Source organism: Bdellovibrio sp. CKG001 (assembly GCF_055397465.1).
The window spans coordinates 408,412-423,506 of sequence record NZ_AP029173.1; the positions used below are offsets into that span (position 1 = coordinate 408,412).

Here is a 15,095-nt window from a genome sequence, read left to right on the forward strand (position 1 = left end):
AGGAAGTTATGAAAATGGCAAATAATCTTCAGCGTGGGGCGATTGCCTTCTTAAGTATTTTTTCGGTTTCATTGTCAGCTCTGGCTTTGGATAATTACAAAGAGTTCCGGCGGGATCGCTGGGATTTCGAGGCGTCCGCCAATTACTTCTATTCTGAGGCCAATTATCCGTCTTCTGGTGGAGGCAGTCAGAATCTGCCCAGTGGAAACAGTTATTCATTATTGGACTCATCTTTTGGAACTCGGTACACCCCTAAAAGAAACTGGTCTGTTTTTGGCTGGGGAACGGTTTCCAATGCCGAAAGCAAAGATTCTGTTGCCACTCGTGCGAACAGCTCCTTGAGTGAGGCGGCCGTCGGGTTTGATTTTCTGATGTATTCCGATGCCTTCCAGTTAATTCCTGAAATCATCGCCGTCATGCCCTTTGAAGAGGTTGATCCTGCTTCGGATACCGTATTGAATTCAGAGGGGGTTTTTGAGGTTCGCTCCCGTTTGATTGCGCAGAAAGACTTCGGAACTTTGCGTGGATATGGTTGGCTGGGTTTTAACTTCCGAGGGGGCGGTCGTTCCTTCCTGATGCCCTGGGGCGTGGGAGCGCAGTTCAAAATGAATCGCCTGCGTCTGGGCGGGGAGCTGTTCGGATATCAGAGTGTTTCAGATGATACGACGGATGTGAATGCGGCACTGCGCACCTCTTATATCAGCGGAGTGAATGCGGGTTCGATGAAGTTCTACGGGGTGAAACCCAATCTGATGGATTCGCAGGTCTATGCCACCTGGCTGATGACACCCAAGTGGACGTTGCAGGTCAATGGCGGAACGACTTTGACGGGTTCCAATGCCGCTGCGGGTTTTCATGTCGGCGGATTTTTGCGCTATAGCTTTGACATGAGTGAGGGGTATTCAGAACCTGAGTACGTGGCGCCAGTGGCGAGCCCGGTTCCGAACTATCGTTCCAATATGTACGAAGAAAGCGAGTTGAGTTCCCAGCAAAAGGTTCGTCGCTTCCAGGAACAGCTTGATGATGGTGTGGATCAGAATCTTTTCAAGCCACGTCCGACCAAACCTAAAAAGCGCAAGCGTGTGAATCAGGATCAGTTGCAACAGGAATTGGACAATACCGAATTTCAAATCGAATTGAAATCCAACAAGAAGCAAAGAGGGCGCTGATTATCCCGGGGGTATGTTTAAAATGCCCCGGACAGTCTGTTCAGACAGGCCGCTGAGTTCGACAACTTTATGGCGGCCCGTTTCGCCTTTCACCAGCAGCACATCTCTTTTGGGAATATCAAAAAGATCGGACATGAATTCAATCAGGCACTCGTTGGCGCGGCCATCCACAGGGGGCGCTGTGATTTTAATTTTTAATTCGCCATTGTGGGGACCCACAACTTCATTCTTAGAGGCTTTAGGCTGAATGAAAAGGTGGAGCCGAACTCCACCTTTTGTTGTTTCAATCATGAAGGCGACCGGAATTACTCAGCGGACAGAGGGGAGACATTTGGAGAGCGACCTGCGCTGCTGCCCCCACTCACGATGTTGTGATTCGGGAGCTGAGCCTGTGGCATGTACTTCTCGCCTTGTTCCAGCAGGGACAGGTGAGCTTGCGCCAGGGCTTTCAGGTTGGCCTCAAACTGCATGCGTGCGCGTTTGAGTTCGTTGACTTCCTGATACATTTTTTTCAATGAATCACGGGAATCGCGAGTGATGATTTCTGCCTTTTGTTGAGCGTCCGCGATGATCAACTTTGCTTCGCGGTCCGCATCCTGGCGCAAACGATCCGCCATCTGAGTGGCTGTGGCGATGGTTTCTTTTAAAACCTGATCGCGCTCTTTATATTCCATCAAAGAAAGTTCTTTTTCGCGGATGGCTTCTTTCAGTGTGTTGCGCTCTTGGATCAGAGCTTCCATTTGTGCCGCGATCTGCTGCAGGAAATCCATAACCTCGTCAGCATCAAGTCCCATCATCTTTTTACCAAAAGACTTATGAGCAATATCGATAGGAGTAATTCTCATTTTGTTCCTCCTTGAACAACATGAATTAAGGATAAAGGCCGAGTCTGTCTGTGGGCAAGCCTATTTGATTTCCCGGGCCATTTCTTTGTTTCTCATCGCCGCTTTTTCAAAGCTGATGCGAAGTGCGCGTTCGATCTCCAATTCACGCATGGACTGAAGTCCAGCTGCGGTGACTCCTTTTTTCGACGTGACGCGAGCCTGAAGGTCTTCCACGTCTTCGCGGGCCTGTGCGGCCAGCAGGGAGGCGCCTACAAATGTTTCAATGGTCATCAGGCGGGCCTCTTCAGGCGAGAAACCATGTTCTTCAATCCAGTCTTGCCAGTACATCATCATTTCGAAAACAAAACCGGTCCCGCTGGAGCAAGAAACCATCAAAGCTTCAAACTGATCTTCGTCACCCACGTGAATGACACGCCCAAGTGGGGTGAACAGATCTTCGACGGTGGCTTCCAGTCCGTCGTCATCATCATCGTTCAGGAGATAGCCGATCACTCCGCGTCCAATCAGGGAGGGGGTGTTGGGCATGACTCGGGCCAGGCGTGCGCCCTGGACATAGCGTTCAAGCTTTTCCATGCGAATGCCGGCGGCAATGCTGATAACAATTTTATGTTCATCAAAGCTGCGTGTGACCGGTTCCAGGGCGCTCAAAAGATCCTGCGGTTTGATTGCAAGGATGATGATGTCGCACTTATCGACCAGCTCGTCATTACTCGACACTGGGTTGATGTGGTAGGTCTCTGCGAGTTTGTGAAGTTTTCCTTCGGAGCGGTTGGAGGCGTAAATATTTTTGGCAGGCAGGCCTCCTTCGATGAGACCTTTAATCATGGCTTGCGCCATATTTCCTGCCCCGAGAAAGCCGACTTTTTGCGATTTCAACAAGGGATTCATAAAGTGATCCTACCCTTTGGCCGGTCGTTCGCCAAACAAAATAGTCCCGAGACGTACGATTGTTGCGCCCTCTTCAACGGCGACAGAGTAATCATGGCTCGTGCCCATTGACAGCTCAGTCAGTGGGTGAGTTTGAAGATCTGTCACGCCTTTGAGCTGGTCGCGCAGTTCGCGCAGCTCTACAAAGTAAGGACGCACCTCGGCCCCGGTTTCGGTTAATGGTGGCATGGTCATAAGGCCGAATATGTGCAAATGAGGCAATTCGGTCAGGGGTTTCCAGCATTCCAGAAGTTTCTGCTTGGAAAAGCCTTCTTTGGATTCTTCCTGTGCCAGGTTGACCTGAATCAGGATGTTCTGTTGAGCGCCTTTGGCTTGGCATTGGCGACTCAGGGTCTGTGCGAGCTCCAGAGAATCCACTGAATGAATCAGGTGAAAGGCGCCAGCCACCATCTTGGCTTTATTCTTTTGCAGGTGGCCGATGAGATGCCACTCGATATCTGTCAGGTCTGCCAGGTCCTTCTGTTTTTGCAAAGCCTCCTGCACATAGTTTTCACCAAAGCGTCGCTGTCCTTGACTGTAAAGAAAACGAATTTTATCCGCGGGTTGCAGCTTTGAAACTGCAAGAACTTTGGCTGGCTGGGCTTTCTGAAGAATCTCTTTTAAATCCATGTGTTTTTCATAGCAGAATCCAAGTCGTTTTGTCCATTAAAATACCATCGCTACTTTTTTGTTGACGATGTGTGAAATGGTGGTAGAACATGACGCATGAGACGCTCCTCCCGAAGAGCTACAACCCGGATAGATGACCCCCGGCTGCATCCTGTGAAGCAGTTCGGGGGTACGCTTTTAAAGAAAAGCCATGCGAAAACAGCAAGGCCGCTTTCTTTGAAACGAGCCGTGCATGTGGCGCTTCATTCCGAGCAGGCCCGGGGTGAATGGTCTTTGAAAACCGGTCGCAACCGGCGGATTATTCGTCAGGTTGTGAAAAATCAGGCCATGAAACATGGCATTTCCATTCGGGAGATTTTGACCCACGGTCAGGATTTGCATTTAACGATTAAACTAAAAAACAGATCTTCCTTCGCTCCGTTTATCCGGGCGGTCAGTGGCATGCTGGCTTTGTTGATCACGGGATCAGGGAAAACGCGGGCTTTGCAGAAGAAGTTCTGGGATTTTCGACCGTGGACACGGATCGTGGATCTGGTTTCTGAATTTTCTGTCGCCGCGGAGGCGGGCCTTCTAAGGCATCTTCAGCACATCAAGGTTCTGCCGGGTCTTTTGGGAAGACCCAGCATTCTTGAATCTTCGTGATTAGCGATTCAGTTTTGGGAAGATGTTGCGATCATCCAAGGTGACAAAGCGATAGCCTTTTTGTTCCAGCATAGTTAGCAGGCGATCCAGGCTTTGTGCTGTATTCATGTGAACGTCATGCATCAGCAGGACGCCACCCTGGGTTTTAGCCACTTCACGCATCACGTGGCCGGCATAGTCGCGGCGCAAGCTGTCGGGCGTCTGGCACGTGGCATTTTCTTTGTCACTGACATGGCCATCCGCATAGGCCCAGTCACAAGTGTCGATATCCCATCCGGTGATGCGATAACCCAGGGACTCTACCAGCTCATTGGCAGAACAAGTGGAGTTTCCATAAGGATAACGGAAGTAAACCGGCGTATCGAAGGCGCGCAGCAGGCGATCCGTGGCAGACACCTCGGATTGTGCTTTGGACGAACCCAGTTCGTGGAAGTTTGGATGGCTGTATGAATGATTTGCGATGAGGTGACCTTCGTTGACAACACGTTGAACCAGCGCTGGATGGTTTTTGACGGCGCTGCCTAACATAAAGAATGTCGCCTTGGCATTGTGTGCTTTCAGAACATCCAGAATCAGCGGAGTTGTCGCTGGATTGGGACCGTCATCGAAGGTCAGTGCGATAGTTCCGCGGGTCACAGGATCGGGAAGCTGAATTGCGTACTTGCATTTGTTGCGGGGCTTTAGCACATCCCAGATGCCCCAGGTGTCATCATATTCTTGCGTGCGCTTCAGACCTTCTTCGGCCTGGCGTTCAATAATTTCCTGAATGGAAGGGGCTTGTGGCAGAACTTCCTGAGCTTGTGTGGTAGTGGCAGCCAATGTCAGTGCCGCCAGAGCAAGAGAAACGGAACGTTTCACGAACGACCTCCGGTAAAAAATGATGGATCACCATACCAGAGGATTGCGTTTTGACCCCAGAGAACTTTGATCGTTTAAAATTTGGACAGTAGATTTTTCACCGCTTCGACAGGCAGTCCCACCACATTGTCGAAGGGGCCTTCGATTCGTTCCACGAAGGCTCGACCCTGGCCCTGAATTCCATAGGCTCCGGCTTTGTCCATGGGTTCCCCTGTGTCAATGTAGGTCCAGATTTCAGCATCACTCAAATTTTTAAAGTAAACTTTTGTCGTCTCAACATGAGACAGCTCTTTGCCGGTACTGGACTCGACGGCGCAGACCGCAGTCAGGACTTCATGATATTTCCCGGACAAAAGCCTAAGAATTCGGTAGGCATCCTCGCGATCCTGGGGTTTACCCAGCGGACCACCCCCAAAAATCACCTCCGTGTCGGCTGTGAGCACGATAAAGGGCTCTGTGCGACTGGCCTTTAGCAGGGGCAAAGCGGCCCTCGCCTTACGACGAGCAATATCTAAAATCTGCTCGTTTACATTCAGGTTTTTATTGGGAATTTCCGATATTTTAACTGGCACCACGTCGAATGAAAAACCAGCTTCACTAAGCAGTTGTTTTCGGCGCGGGGACTCTGAGGCAAGAACTAAAGGCTTCATGGGAATACTTGAACACGAAGAGGCGAAAATGGGAAGTGCAGAGTTAATGCTGATTCTGGGATTGCTGCTCGCAGGAGTGGCGGTCTTCCTATTTGTCAGTTCGATATTTGCAAGCAACTCGGACAAGCAGCAGTTGTCGTGGGCCAATAACGATGAGCCGGTGAAATCCAAAAATCCGGTGATTAATTTCTCCCGCCCCTTGGTGCATCAGTTTACCTTGCAACATGCGATGAGAATCCGCAGTGAGTCCTATCGCAAGAAGATCAGCAAATACATTAAAACCTCGGGCCTGTCCTCGGAGCTGAATGAAGATGAGTTCATCGGTTTACAGCTTCTGTGGGGGATCATGTTCCCGATCTTCCTGATGATTATGAACTTTTCGTTGCAGTTGGGTCTTTCTGTCCCGGTTGTGATCGGGATGGGGTTGATTGGTTTCTATCTGCCGCAGATTCACGCCAAGGGTGAAAAGAAACGCCGGGAGCTTTCCGTGCGTGCCGACTTGCCGTTCTTTATTGATCTTCTGGCTTTGTCGGTAGAGGCGGGTTTGGACTTCTTCTCTGCGATTCAAAAGATCGTGGATAAAGCACGTGGGACCGACAGTGTGCTTGCGGATGAGCTTTCGATTGTTTTGAAGGATATCAAAATCGGTTCCTCCAAGGCCCAGGCCCTGAAAGAGATGGCCGAGCGCCTGGATATGAACGAGATCACAAGCTTCGTGGCCGTTCTGGTGGATGCGGAGGCGACAGGTGCCAGTATTTCCCAGGTTTTGAAAGACCAGTCTGTACAAATGCGTCTGGAAAGATTCGTGCGTGCAGAGAAGGCCGGGGCTCAGGCGTCACAGATGATTTTGATTCCGTTGATGCTGTTTATTCTGCCAGCGGTTTTCATCGTCGTCTTTGGACCCGTGGCTGTGTCCTTTATGTATGGTGGTAAGTAATGATGGCTAAGTTGATGAATGCAACAACAAATCAGACCCTGATAGCGGATTTGGAAGTGGCTTCCACTTTCCTCAGCCGTGGCAAGGGACTTTTGGGGCGGGAGGATCTTCCGTCCCATCAGGCGTTGTGGATTCATCATTGCAACAGCATTCATACTTTCTTTATGAAATTTGCAATTGATTGTGTGTTTGTGGATAAGAATCTGAAAGTTCGTGCCATTCGCAGGGATGTGCGCCCTTGGAGACTGATTTTGCCAGTTTGGGGTGCCGCCTCTGTGATTGAAATGGCAGCAGGGACCGTCAGCAAAGTGAATGTCAGCGTGGGAGATCAACTTTATGTGGGCGCTTAGAATCTTGACCGGCCCACAGGCCGGATCCGTTGTTGAGCTGAAGATGGGGAAGAACCTCATCGGTCGGGCTCCGCAGTGTGATATTAAGCTTTTAAGTCCGGGTGTTTCCAAAGAGCACACGGAAATCGCAGTTTATAAAGATAAAATTGTGATCACCGATTTGCGCTCCAGCAATGGGACCTATTTAAATGGTGTTCGCATGCAAAGTGGTGTGATGCGCTTGGGGGACAAACTCGGGATTCATGATGTGATTGCCGATGTGATCCCGTCACCAGAGGCCCGTGCACAGCGACCTGCTCAGAATAATGCTCCAGCACCCATGCCATATTATGGTGGTGGTGCGGCTCCGCAAATGCCACCGGCCATGCCGATGGGAATGCCCGAACAACAACCAATGTCGATGGGGATGCCTCATGGAATGCCGCAACCGATGGCCGGTATGCCGGGGATGGCGCCTCCCGGGGTCGCTCCGGCTCCAGCTCCGGCCTTCCAGCAGGGTGGATTCCGCGGCTTGATGGATAAGCTGAACGACTATATGGACCGCGTGGCATTGCCAGGGGTTTATCGTTTGCCACAGTTTGTGGAAATGAGAATGGTCCTGCTGGGCTTTGTGGTTCTGTTTATTTTCTCCACGACGCTGTTGTCGATGATTCCGATGGTACAGATCACTCGGGCCAGTATTATCAATGAAAGTAAAAGAAGGGCATCGTCCATTGCCCGTACCGTGGCAACGCTGAATCAGTCGGCGCTGATCCAGAACAGTTATTCGTCTTTGTCGACGAATGCTGCCGAGGCCGAGGACGGAGTGAAGCAGGTTCTGATTGTGCAGCAGTCCGATGGCATGATCCTGGCGCCGGCCTCCCGTGCGGGGACCACGCCGGATCTTCCATTCGTGCATTCGGCTCGTCGTGAGATGCGGCCTCAGGCTATGGAAGTCGATTCCTCCACAATTGGTGCAAGCTTCCCGATTGGTTTGTTTGACCCGAACACGGGTGAGCAGTCAGTGAAGGCGCATGCCATCGTGTTGTATGATGTGGGAAGTCTGGCGTTCGATGACGGACGGGCTATCAGCTTGTTCATGCAGACGCTGGTGATCGCTTCCCTGTTGGGACTTTTGATTTATTACTTCATGTACAAGCTGATCGAATATCCCTTGGTGGCACTGAATGCTCAATTGGACACAGCCATGCGTGAAAAAACCGATAACACCGCACTGGATTTCCAGTTCCCGCCTTTGCAGGCTTTGATCGGCAATATCAACAGTCTTCTGACTCGCTATATCCATGGTGACACGGATAGCGGGTCGGGTGGTGCCGGCTTTGTGAATAAAGACGGCGAAGCAGAAAATCTGGTGCAGATCGTGGGCTTCCCGTGTGTGACGATTTCCAAAGAAGGTCGCATTGTGGCCTGCAATCCTGCCTTCCTGCAGGTGGCGCGCGCGGAAATGGCGCAGTTGCAGGGTCAGCCTTATAAGGCGATTCCGGATGCAGCCCTTCAGCAGAATATTGAAGGCCTGATGGTGCGCTCGCGCGAAAACACCCGAGGCATCCATACGGATCAGCTGGAGTTCAGCGGCCATCTTTGTATTTTGAGTTGCCAGGCCATGTGCACAGGACAAGAAGTGGACTATTTCGTAATTACAGTATCGCCAACTGAAGGAGGCTCCTGATGAGTGCAGCCCCTTCAATGAAGGATGCATTGAAATTCGATATTGAGGTCATCAAGGGGCCTCACAGCGGTTTGAAGCTTTCGTTCAGCAAAGCCTCCGTGTCGCTGGGGCGTGGGCCGGAAAACGACATTGTTCTTTCCGGGGACCCGCGCGTCAGCCGTCAACATGCGGAAATCAAACAGCGGGGCAGCGAATTTGTGCTCGTCAATCTAAGTCAAAAGAACTTCGTGATGGTCAATGGCCAGAACGTTCAATCCGAGCCGTTGACAAACGATTCGGTGATTCAGATTGGTGAGACAGAAATTCTTTTCCGCGCCGAGATGCCTGAGGTTCAGGTGGCTCCGCCTCCAGCCGCAGCTCCAGCCCCGGTGTCCTTCCTGACTCCGAATCCGGGATCGCCCCTTCAGCAGGGGCCACCGGGCCTGACTCCTAATCCGTTCCCGACACCAGTGGCGACGCCTCGCCCGCAGCAGATGCCGGCGTATCAACAACCGCGCCCTATGCCATCAATGCCCAATCCGTCCATGCCTCCGGCTCAGCCGATGGGTTATGGTGGATACACCCCGCCTCCTTCCGGTGGTGTTGGTGGGCCGGCGGTGGGAACGATGGCTCCGCCACCGACCGGTGGGCCATTGTCGAACCCGAAAGTTCGCTTCTATGGAATTGTGGCCCTCATTGGTCTGGCGGCGTGGTTCTTCCTGTTCTCGGGTGATTCAAAACCGAAAAAGGATGCCAATGCCTTCAGAACCTCGGCGTTGTCGATGGCCGATGTGGCCGAAGCAGAAAAGCGCTCACAGGAACTGTTGACAGTAAAAAAAGAAAAGTATGATTCCATTCAATATCGTCGTGCCCAGGAAAACTTTATCAAGGGCTTCCGTGACTTCCAGCAGGGACAGTACGCCCGTGCCCGTGAAGCATTCCAGGTGGTGTTAAATCTGGATCCGGACAATGAACTGGCCAAGCGCTATTTCCATTTGTCGAAGATTAAGTTTGATGAGCTGGTGAAATTCAACATGATTCAGGGCAACCGCTACCGAGAGAAGAAGAACTGGAGAATGTGCCAGTCCAACTATTCCAACGTGATGACAATGCTTCAACATAGGAAGGATGATCCGTCCTATAAAGAAGCCAAACAGTATTATGAAGAATGTACTTTGAACCTGGAGGGCAGATACTAATGGCACTGCTTCGGGTTCGCCTTCGTGGCAAGACAGTTTGTGAAGTGAATTTAAGTGAAGACCGTTCTTACGTGGCTGGCCGTAAAGAGGACTGCGATATTGTGTTGCAGCCTGAAAAAGGAATCTCGCGGGAACATTTCAAGGTCTTCTTTGCCGGTGGCACCTGGAATGTTGAGGTGGTGTCCCGTTATGGCGAAGTCATCCATAACGGAGAGCAGGTTCAGCAGTTTTCCCTGGATCACGGCAGTCAGTTTTCTGTTCCGCCCTATGAGTTTGATTTCCTGAACACAGTGGCGGAAGCCCCGGCGTATGAAGAGCAGCCGCAGGCCCCTACTGGGGAAAACCTGCCTGCGTTGGCCGGTGCGCACCTGGAGTCCTTTGAAGGCAGTGATGAAAAGACCATGATTGGTGTGGCGCCGACGGCGGCCTTCATCAAGATTGTGGACAGTCAGAATGAAGCCAAAGAAATGATCCGTCTGGATGCGGGGGATTCGTGGGTTGCGGGTCGTGATCCGTCCTGTCATATTCAGATCCGAGATCAGCGTGTCAGCCGTCGCCAGTTTGAAATCCGCAGAGCCGGTTCCCAGTATGTCATTCTGGATCTGGGCAGCGTCAATGGGACTTTGTTAAATGGAAACCCTATTTCCTCCACGGATATGACACCGATCAAGAGCGGTGATGCGATCAGTGTGCTGGAAAACTATCTTTATTTTGAATTGCACGATGCCAGCTTCCAAAGTCGTATGGAGCTGGTCAGCGTGGCGCCACCCAGTCCGCTGGTTCCGACGGCGCAGGACAGTCTGCCGATGGAATATCAACAGCAGCAGTCCTATGAAATGGCCCCTTATCAAGGCGCGATGCCGCCCATGCCTTATCAGCAACCGATGCAGTATCCGGGAATGGGTGTGCCGGGTCCGCAGCCGCATTATCCTCAGGCGGCGGCTGGGAAGTTTGACTTCCAAAAGCACCGTCCAAAGATCATCATTGGCGCGGTTGTTCTGGTGGCGGTGGCGTATTTGTTCAGTGGCAATGACACCAAGGCTCCTCCGGCGCAACCGGGGCAGGGTTTGGTGGCGCCAGGTTCACCGGCAGATCTGTTTGCGAAGTTGAAACCCGAACAGCAGGCTCTGGTCCGTCAGCGCTATAAAGATGCAAAGAACCTGTACATGCAGGGTAAGTACCAGTTGGCTCAGGATGAAATCATCAAGATTCAGGAACTGGTTCCGGATTATGAGGATATTCGTGAGATTGAACGTCTGTCCAAAGAGGCCATCTTCATTCAGGAGCAGCAAAGACGTCAGGCTGAGATTGAAAAATCCAAGATAGAGGCGGAAGAAAAAATTCAGAAGCAGGTCGCGGAATGTCAGAAAAAGATCAATCCGATGATCACGGCTCAAGAAATTGAGGACTGCTTAAGCCCGGTGTTGCAATTTAATCCCGAGCATCCACGAATTATGGATTTGAAAGCTCAGGTTGAAATGCTGAATATGCAGCGTGAAGCCAAAGCAGCTGAAAAGGCCGCTTATCAATCGTTGGTTTCAAGAATGAAGGGTCTGTATGACAGAGCCCAAGCAGTTCATAAAAAAGGCAAACCACTGGATGCCATCGCGGCCTATGAGAAAGTGATCGAGGCACAGCTTCCGGATCCGAACGGCTATAAGGGTCAGTCGAAGCGGACGATTGCCTCCATTCGTCAGATGATGAATTCCAAGACGGCTAGTTTGCAGGCCGAGGCTGAAAAATACTATCAGGCTCAGAATCTTAAAGGGGCCATTCTGTCTTTGCGTAAAGCTCGCACCTTGGATCCGACAAACGACGAGCTGCCTGAACGGATCGAACGTTACGTGGTGGAATTGCGTAAGCAGATGATGACGCTTTATCAGGAAGGCATTCTTGAGGAAAGCTTCGGGAACGTCGATGGAGGCGAGGCCAAAGCTGGTGCCAAGGACAAATGGCGCAAGATTTTGGAAATGGATATTCCTGACGGGGAATACTATAAAAAGGCCTACATCAAGTTGAAGAAATACGGAGCCCTGTAGTCGTGAAGATTCAAGAACGGTCCTATAGCACCAAGATGCTTCGCCCCAAGCCGCTGATTCATCGGGAAGATGACGGAAGTCTGATCGTCGTGGCGACGTCCTGGGGGCAGCCAGAGCACGCACAGCGTGCCCTGGAGGAAGTGGTGAAATATGTCAGTGCTGCCAAGGCTGACGTGGAAGTGACTTCGCCTTTTGAGTTTTTAACCTGCCTGACAGATGAAGTGAACTATGTGCGCACCGGTATTCTGATTGCCAATGATCTGCTGTATCGGGGTGAAAACCGCGCCGAATATTTTTCCGGTGTGGAACTGATGGCGATCTTTAGAAGAGGATCGCAGTTGGCTTGGGCCCATGTAGGGTGTCCGAGTTTATTCATTCAAAGAAAGAATCAACGATTGCAGCCGCTTTCTGTGGGGCTGGATCTGTCCAGCGAGTCGGCCTCCCAGCAACTGCCACCGCTTCCGGCCCAGCTTCTAGGTTTGGACCCAACCTGCTATATCCAGTGCGGGCACACCTCGGTGAAAGAAGGGGATCGTCTGGTCCTGCTGGCCAGCAGCCAAGTCGCGACGACCCTGTGGACTCGTGAAGGCAACTCTTTGGATCTGTCCTCAGTCACAACCGGTATGATTCAGGAAAGCCCTGAGTCGCCTTTCTGGTTGGGACTCATTGAAGTGGATGCGGATTAAAGATCTTCCAATGTCAGATTCTTATAAACCTGACTGCGCAGTTTGCTGAATTCCGGCAGGCTTAACGCCAGTTCCACCCTTGAAGGGGCGAACACATTATCCCGGGACGTATCCCAGATCAGGCCTGCGGCGATGTTGGTGCGCTGAATCTGCTGATCCAACATGTAGTTTTTAAATGAACGCTCAAAACGTTTTTTCTGAGTGTCACGAGAAAGTCCCCGCGCATCCGCACGAATCCAGTCAATCCATTCCAGGAATAAAGAGTCCCCGCAGTTTTTCAGGTTGTCGGTGTTGATTGTCTTGGCGGAAATCAAATCAAAACACGGGTCTGAAACCTTGGCGCTTTTGATGCCCAGATTCTTTTCCGCAATAAACTGCCAGGTGGGGACTTTATGTTTGGTGCCCAGTTGTTTCAAGGTTTCCCAGTCTTTTTGGTTCAGGGCGATCTGTGCGGTCCAGTTCAGCAGATCCAGGCTGCCGGGTTGAACTTGCAGGAGTCGTTTTAGATCCTTCAGCAGTTGGGCTTCCTGATCCAGTCGCATCCAGCGCGAAAAAGGCAGGCTCAGCTTGGTGGTCCATTCGGACGCGAGTGGAGGGAAGGCCGGGAACTGATTTCTGTAAAGCAGCGACTGCAGTCGTTGAGTCGTTGGTAGAATACTTTCCTGCAACATGGGAAGTGGATTGGTTTCAAAGCGATCCACCAGGGTGTTATACAAAAGAGGCTTTTCATCATTGATCAGCAGAACATGGTTGGAAATGGCAGCGGTTTTCAGTGGACCCGCCTTGCGCCACAGAGCCCAGCCTGATTCCAGCAGTAAAGGACGATCATCAGGCCAGTTGGCGTTCGGACTTTTCAGAACCTCCACCAGAGACTGCGCCGGGAAGGCCGGAGGGGCCTGATCCACGATGCTTTCTCCCAGAAGATGGAATAAGGTGCGCCCCACATCGACCAGGCTGACGTTCTGGTCAATTTTCCAATGAATGGCTTCGTCACGTTTTTGTTTCTGGGATGGTTTGATAAACAAGGCGACCTGAGTGTTTTCGCCATGCAGGTTCATGGTGCTGAGCTCTTTGGGGCGATCATTGCCTGTGTGACCGTTTAAGCCGACCAAGAAGATGGTGGTCTTGTCCCAGCGACCACTGTTTTTGAGGTCCTCAAAAAGTTCGTAGAGGCTTTCATCCAACTCATCCAATTGGCTTTCAAAACTGAGGTTGCGTGTTTCCCCCAGATCCGTGACGGTTTCAGTTGTGGTGAAAAGCAGATCCGGAACGTAGATCACACTGAAAAAAGCCATACCGGCCGCGTCCTGATGGACCCATTGTCGAAAGGCATCGGCATTCTGCTTAAAGGGACGGATCAGGCTGCGGAAGGTCGGAACGATATTGTCTTCAAAAAGCTCGAAGCCCTGATTTAAACCTGTGCGACGGAAGACCGGGGCGCCACCGGAAAAAAAGCTGGTGCGATAGTCTTGATCCAAAGCCACTTCGGAGGCCAGTTCAAATTCGGCCGCCAGACCCGGACCGCCATTGTGACGAACCTTGTGCTGATAGGGGTAAAGTCCAGTCAGCAGTGAAGTCAGGGCGGGCACGGACAGGGGGGATGGTGAAAAGGCGTGGGTGAAGCGCACGGACTCTTTGCAAAGCAATTGAAAACCAGACCTCTCGGGGGCTTCTTGATTGCAATTGACGTCGCTGATGGTCAATTCATCGACGGCAATGACCAGAATGGATTTCCTGTCGTGTGTCTGGCAAGAAAGCTGGACCAAACTCAGAAGGAGCAGTGTGAGAGTTAAAATGATTTTCCGCATACCTTGACCGTATGTAATGGTTTTAGTGATAATGGATCAATTAGATTGCGCAGTCAAAGATTTGGAGGAAATCACCCATGCTCACGGAAAAAATATTTACAGTTGCCCACTTGGCGGATCAGGTCGTTTTGTGGATCTTGCTTGTTCTCAGCGTCCTGAGCATCGGCATGATTCTGGAGCGTTACTTTGCTCTGAAAAAAGTTTCCGCTGAGTCTCAACGTGTTCGCGCACGCATCAAGCTGGCGTTGCAAAGCAACAGCCTGGAAGATGTCGAAGATCTGGCAAAGGATCCAAACTCCATTGAAGGTCGTGCGGCTGGTTACGCTTTGAAACATATGAAGGATGCAGGAAGCAAAGGTCTTTCCGAGATCTTCAACACCTTCGCATTGACCGAACGCCCAGAACTGGAAAAGTTCCTGGGCTTCCTGGCAACAGTCGGTTCGAACGCTCCGTATATCGGTTTGTTTGGTACGGTTTTGGGTATCATGAAAGCTTTCAACGACTTGGCGACAGCTCCAGAAGCGGGTCAACAGACGGTGATGGCGGGTATCTCCATGGCCCTTGTGGCAACGGCAGCGGGTCTGTTCGTGGCGATCCCGGCGGTGGCGGCGTACAACTATTACAGCAAACAGGTTCGTGGTGTGTTCCAGAATCTGGAGAGCGTGAAAGAGTTGTGCCTGGCTTACGCTAAGAAAAAAGGTGTTTAA

The 15,095-nt window shown here is 51.3% G+C and carries 16 protein-coding genes; 9 read left to right on the forward strand and 7 right to left on the reverse strand.

Annotated features, from left to right (window positions below):
* The first annotated feature begins 14 nt into the window (after window positions 1-14).
* Complete coding sequence (locus tag ACZ50P_RS02035) at window positions 15-1,169, forward strand: hypothetical protein (RefSeq protein ID WP_464133101.1); 1,155 nt, start codon at window positions 15-17, stop codon at window positions 1,167-1,169.
* Here ACZ50P_RS02035 and ACZ50P_RS02040 read toward each other — a convergent pair whose 3' ends face one another.
* From ACZ50P_RS02040 to ACZ50P_RS02055, 4 genes are read right to left on the reverse strand one after another with little or no spacing between them, the layout of a single operon-like run.
* Window positions 1,170-1,460 carry a DUF167 domain-containing protein gene (locus tag ACZ50P_RS02040; protein ID WP_464119929.1) on the reverse strand — a complete coding sequence of 97 codons (291 nt, stop codon included), beginning with the start codon at window positions 1,458-1,460 and terminating at the stop codon, window positions 1,170-1,172. It abuts the gene before it with no gap.
* A 14-nt stretch (window positions 1,461-1,474) separates the two neighbouring features.
* Window positions 1,475-2,014, reverse strand: coding sequence for a DivIVA domain-containing protein (locus tag ACZ50P_RS02045; protein WP_464119930.1), 540 nt, complete (start codon window positions 2,012-2,014; stop codon window positions 1,475-1,477).
* Between the two features lie 60 nt (window positions 2,015-2,074).
* Window positions 2,075-2,902 (reverse strand): pyrroline-5-carboxylate reductase, encoded by an 828-nt coding sequence (gene proC / locus ACZ50P_RS02050; protein ID WP_464133104.1) that lies wholly within the window; start codon window positions 2,900-2,902, stop codon window positions 2,075-2,077.
* Window positions 2,903-2,911: 9 nt separating this feature from the next.
* Window positions 2,912-3,571 (reverse strand): YggS family pyridoxal phosphate-dependent enzyme, encoded by a 660-nt coding sequence (locus ACZ50P_RS02055; protein ID WP_464133106.1) that lies wholly within the window; start codon window positions 3,569-3,571, stop codon window positions 2,912-2,914.
* 153 nt (window positions 3,572-3,724) lie between these two features.
* Between ACZ50P_RS02055 and ACZ50P_RS02060 the strand changes: the two genes are divergently transcribed.
* On the forward strand, window positions 3,725-4,213 hold the full coding sequence (locus tag ACZ50P_RS02060; protein ID WP_464133108.1) for a hypothetical protein: 489 nt from the start codon (window positions 3,725-3,727) through the stop codon (window positions 4,211-4,213).
* On the opposite strand, the gene ACZ50P_RS02065 is transcribed toward ACZ50P_RS02060, so the two are convergent.
* Together ACZ50P_RS02065 and ACZ50P_RS02070 are read right to left on the reverse strand one after the other, a co-directional pair.
* Window positions 4,214-5,071, reverse strand: a complete 858-nt coding sequence (locus ACZ50P_RS02065) for a polysaccharide deacetylase family protein (RefSeq protein ID WP_464133110.1) — start codon at window positions 5,069-5,071, stop codon at window positions 4,214-4,216. It lies immediately after the preceding gene.
* 74 nt (window positions 5,072-5,145) lie between these two features.
* Window positions 5,146-5,721 (reverse strand): Maf family protein, encoded by a 576-nt coding sequence (locus tag ACZ50P_RS02070; RefSeq protein ID WP_464133111.1) that lies wholly within the window; start codon window positions 5,719-5,721, stop codon window positions 5,146-5,148.
* Between ACZ50P_RS02070 and ACZ50P_RS02075 the strand changes: the two genes are divergently transcribed.
* The 6 genes from ACZ50P_RS02075 to ACZ50P_RS02100 are packed head-to-tail and all read left to right on the forward strand — an operon-like array spanning window position 5,720 to window position 12,580.
* Window positions 5,720-6,658 (forward strand): type II secretion system F family protein, encoded by a 939-nt coding sequence (locus tag ACZ50P_RS02075; RefSeq protein WP_464119936.1) that lies wholly within the window; start codon window positions 5,720-5,722, stop codon window positions 6,656-6,658. The genes ACZ50P_RS02070 and ACZ50P_RS02075 overlap by 2 nt on opposite strands.
* Entirely contained in the window at window positions 6,658-7,008 is a 351-nt protein-coding gene (locus tag ACZ50P_RS02080) for a DUF192 domain-containing protein (protein WP_464119937.1), read from the forward strand. The genes ACZ50P_RS02075 and ACZ50P_RS02080 overlap by 1 nt, the downstream gene beginning before the upstream one ends.
* On the forward strand, window positions 6,995-8,677 hold the full coding sequence (locus ACZ50P_RS02085) for an FHA domain-containing protein (protein WP_464133114.1): 1,683 nt from the start codon (window positions 6,995-6,997) through the stop codon (window positions 8,675-8,677). The genes ACZ50P_RS02080 and ACZ50P_RS02085 overlap by 14 nt, the downstream gene beginning before the upstream one ends.
* Window positions 8,677-9,855 (forward strand): FHA domain-containing protein, encoded by a 1,179-nt coding sequence (locus tag ACZ50P_RS02090; RefSeq protein ID WP_464133116.1) that lies wholly within the window; start codon window positions 8,677-8,679, stop codon window positions 9,853-9,855. Before ACZ50P_RS02085 ends, ACZ50P_RS02090 begins: the two co-directional genes overlap by 1 nt.
* The gene (locus ACZ50P_RS02095; RefSeq protein WP_464133118.1) at window positions 9,855-11,894 is read left to right on the forward strand and encodes an FHA domain-containing protein; all 2,040 of its coding nucleotides are present in this window, start codon (window positions 9,855-9,857) and stop codon (window positions 11,892-11,894) included. Before ACZ50P_RS02090 ends, ACZ50P_RS02095 begins: the two co-directional genes overlap by 1 nt.
* A 2-nt stretch (window positions 11,895-11,896) precedes the next feature.
* A complete protein-coding gene (locus ACZ50P_RS02100) occupies window positions 11,897-12,580 on the forward strand; it encodes a hypothetical protein (protein ID WP_464133120.1) in 684 nt (227 codons plus the stop codon).
* Here ACZ50P_RS02100 and ACZ50P_RS02105 read toward each other — a convergent pair.
* A complete protein-coding gene (locus ACZ50P_RS02105; RefSeq protein ID WP_464133121.1) occupies window positions 12,577-14,388 on the reverse strand; it encodes a sulfatase-like hydrolase/transferase in 1,812 nt (603 codons plus the stop codon). The genes ACZ50P_RS02100 and ACZ50P_RS02105 overlap by 4 nt on opposite strands.
* A gap of 77 nt (window positions 14,389-14,465) precedes the next feature.
* On the opposite strand from ACZ50P_RS02105, the gene ACZ50P_RS02110 reads away from it, so the two are divergent.
* The gene (locus ACZ50P_RS02110; RefSeq protein ID WP_464119943.1) at window positions 14,466-15,095 is read left to right on the forward strand and encodes a MotA/TolQ/ExbB proton channel family protein; all 630 of its coding nucleotides are present in this window, start codon (window positions 14,466-14,468) and stop codon (window positions 15,093-15,095) included.

What these genes read in the sequence shown, in the direction of transcription:
- ACZ50P_RS02070 (WP_464133111.1), bottom strand. Translation starts at nt 5,721, where the DNA reads ATGAAGCCTTTAGTTCTTGCCTCAGAGTCCCCGCGCCGAAAACAACTG.
- ACZ50P_RS02075 (WP_464119936.1), top strand. Translation starts at nt 5,720, where the DNA reads ATGGGAATACTTGAACACGAAGAGGCGAAAATGGGAAGTGCAGAGTTA.
- ACZ50P_RS02080 (WP_464119937.1), top strand. Translation starts at nt 6,658, where the DNA reads ATGATGGCTAAGTTGATGAATGCAACAACAAATCAGACCCTGATAGCG.
- ACZ50P_RS02045 (WP_464119930.1), bottom strand. Translation starts at nt 2,014, where the DNA reads ATGAGAATTACTCCTATCGATATTGCTCATAAGTCTTTTGGTAAAAAG.
- ACZ50P_RS02110 (WP_464119943.1), top strand. Translation starts at nt 14,466, where the DNA reads ATGCTCACGGAAAAAATATTTACAGTTGCCCACTTGGCGGATCAGGTC.
- ACZ50P_RS02105 (WP_464133121.1), bottom strand. Translation starts at nt 14,388, where the DNA reads ATGCGGAAAATCATTTTAACTCTCACACTGCTCCTTCTGAGTTTGGTC.
- ACZ50P_RS02035 (WP_464133101.1), top strand. Translation starts at nt 15, where the DNA reads ATGGCAAATAATCTTCAGCGTGGGGCGATTGCCTTCTTAAGTATTTTT.
- proC (WP_464133104.1), bottom strand. Translation starts at nt 2,902, where the DNA reads ATGAATCCCTTGTTGAAATCGCAAAAAGTCGGCTTTCTCGGGGCAGGA.
- ACZ50P_RS02090 (WP_464133116.1), top strand. Translation starts at nt 8,677, where the DNA reads ATGAGTGCAGCCCCTTCAATGAAGGATGCATTGAAATTCGATATTGAG.
- ACZ50P_RS02095 (WP_464133118.1), top strand. Translation starts at nt 9,855, where the DNA reads ATGGCACTGCTTCGGGTTCGCCTTCGTGGCAAGACAGTTTGTGAAGTG.
- ACZ50P_RS02040 (WP_464119929.1), bottom strand. Translation starts at nt 1,460, where the DNA reads ATGATTGAAACAACAAAAGGTGGAGTTCGGCTCCACCTTTTCATTCAG.
- ACZ50P_RS02055 (WP_464133106.1), bottom strand. Translation starts at nt 3,571, where the DNA reads ATGGATTTAAAAGAGATTCTTCAGAAAGCCCAGCCAGCCAAAGTTCTT.
- ACZ50P_RS02085 (WP_464133114.1), top strand. Translation starts at nt 6,995, where the DNA reads ATGTGGGCGCTTAGAATCTTGACCGGCCCACAGGCCGGATCCGTTGTT.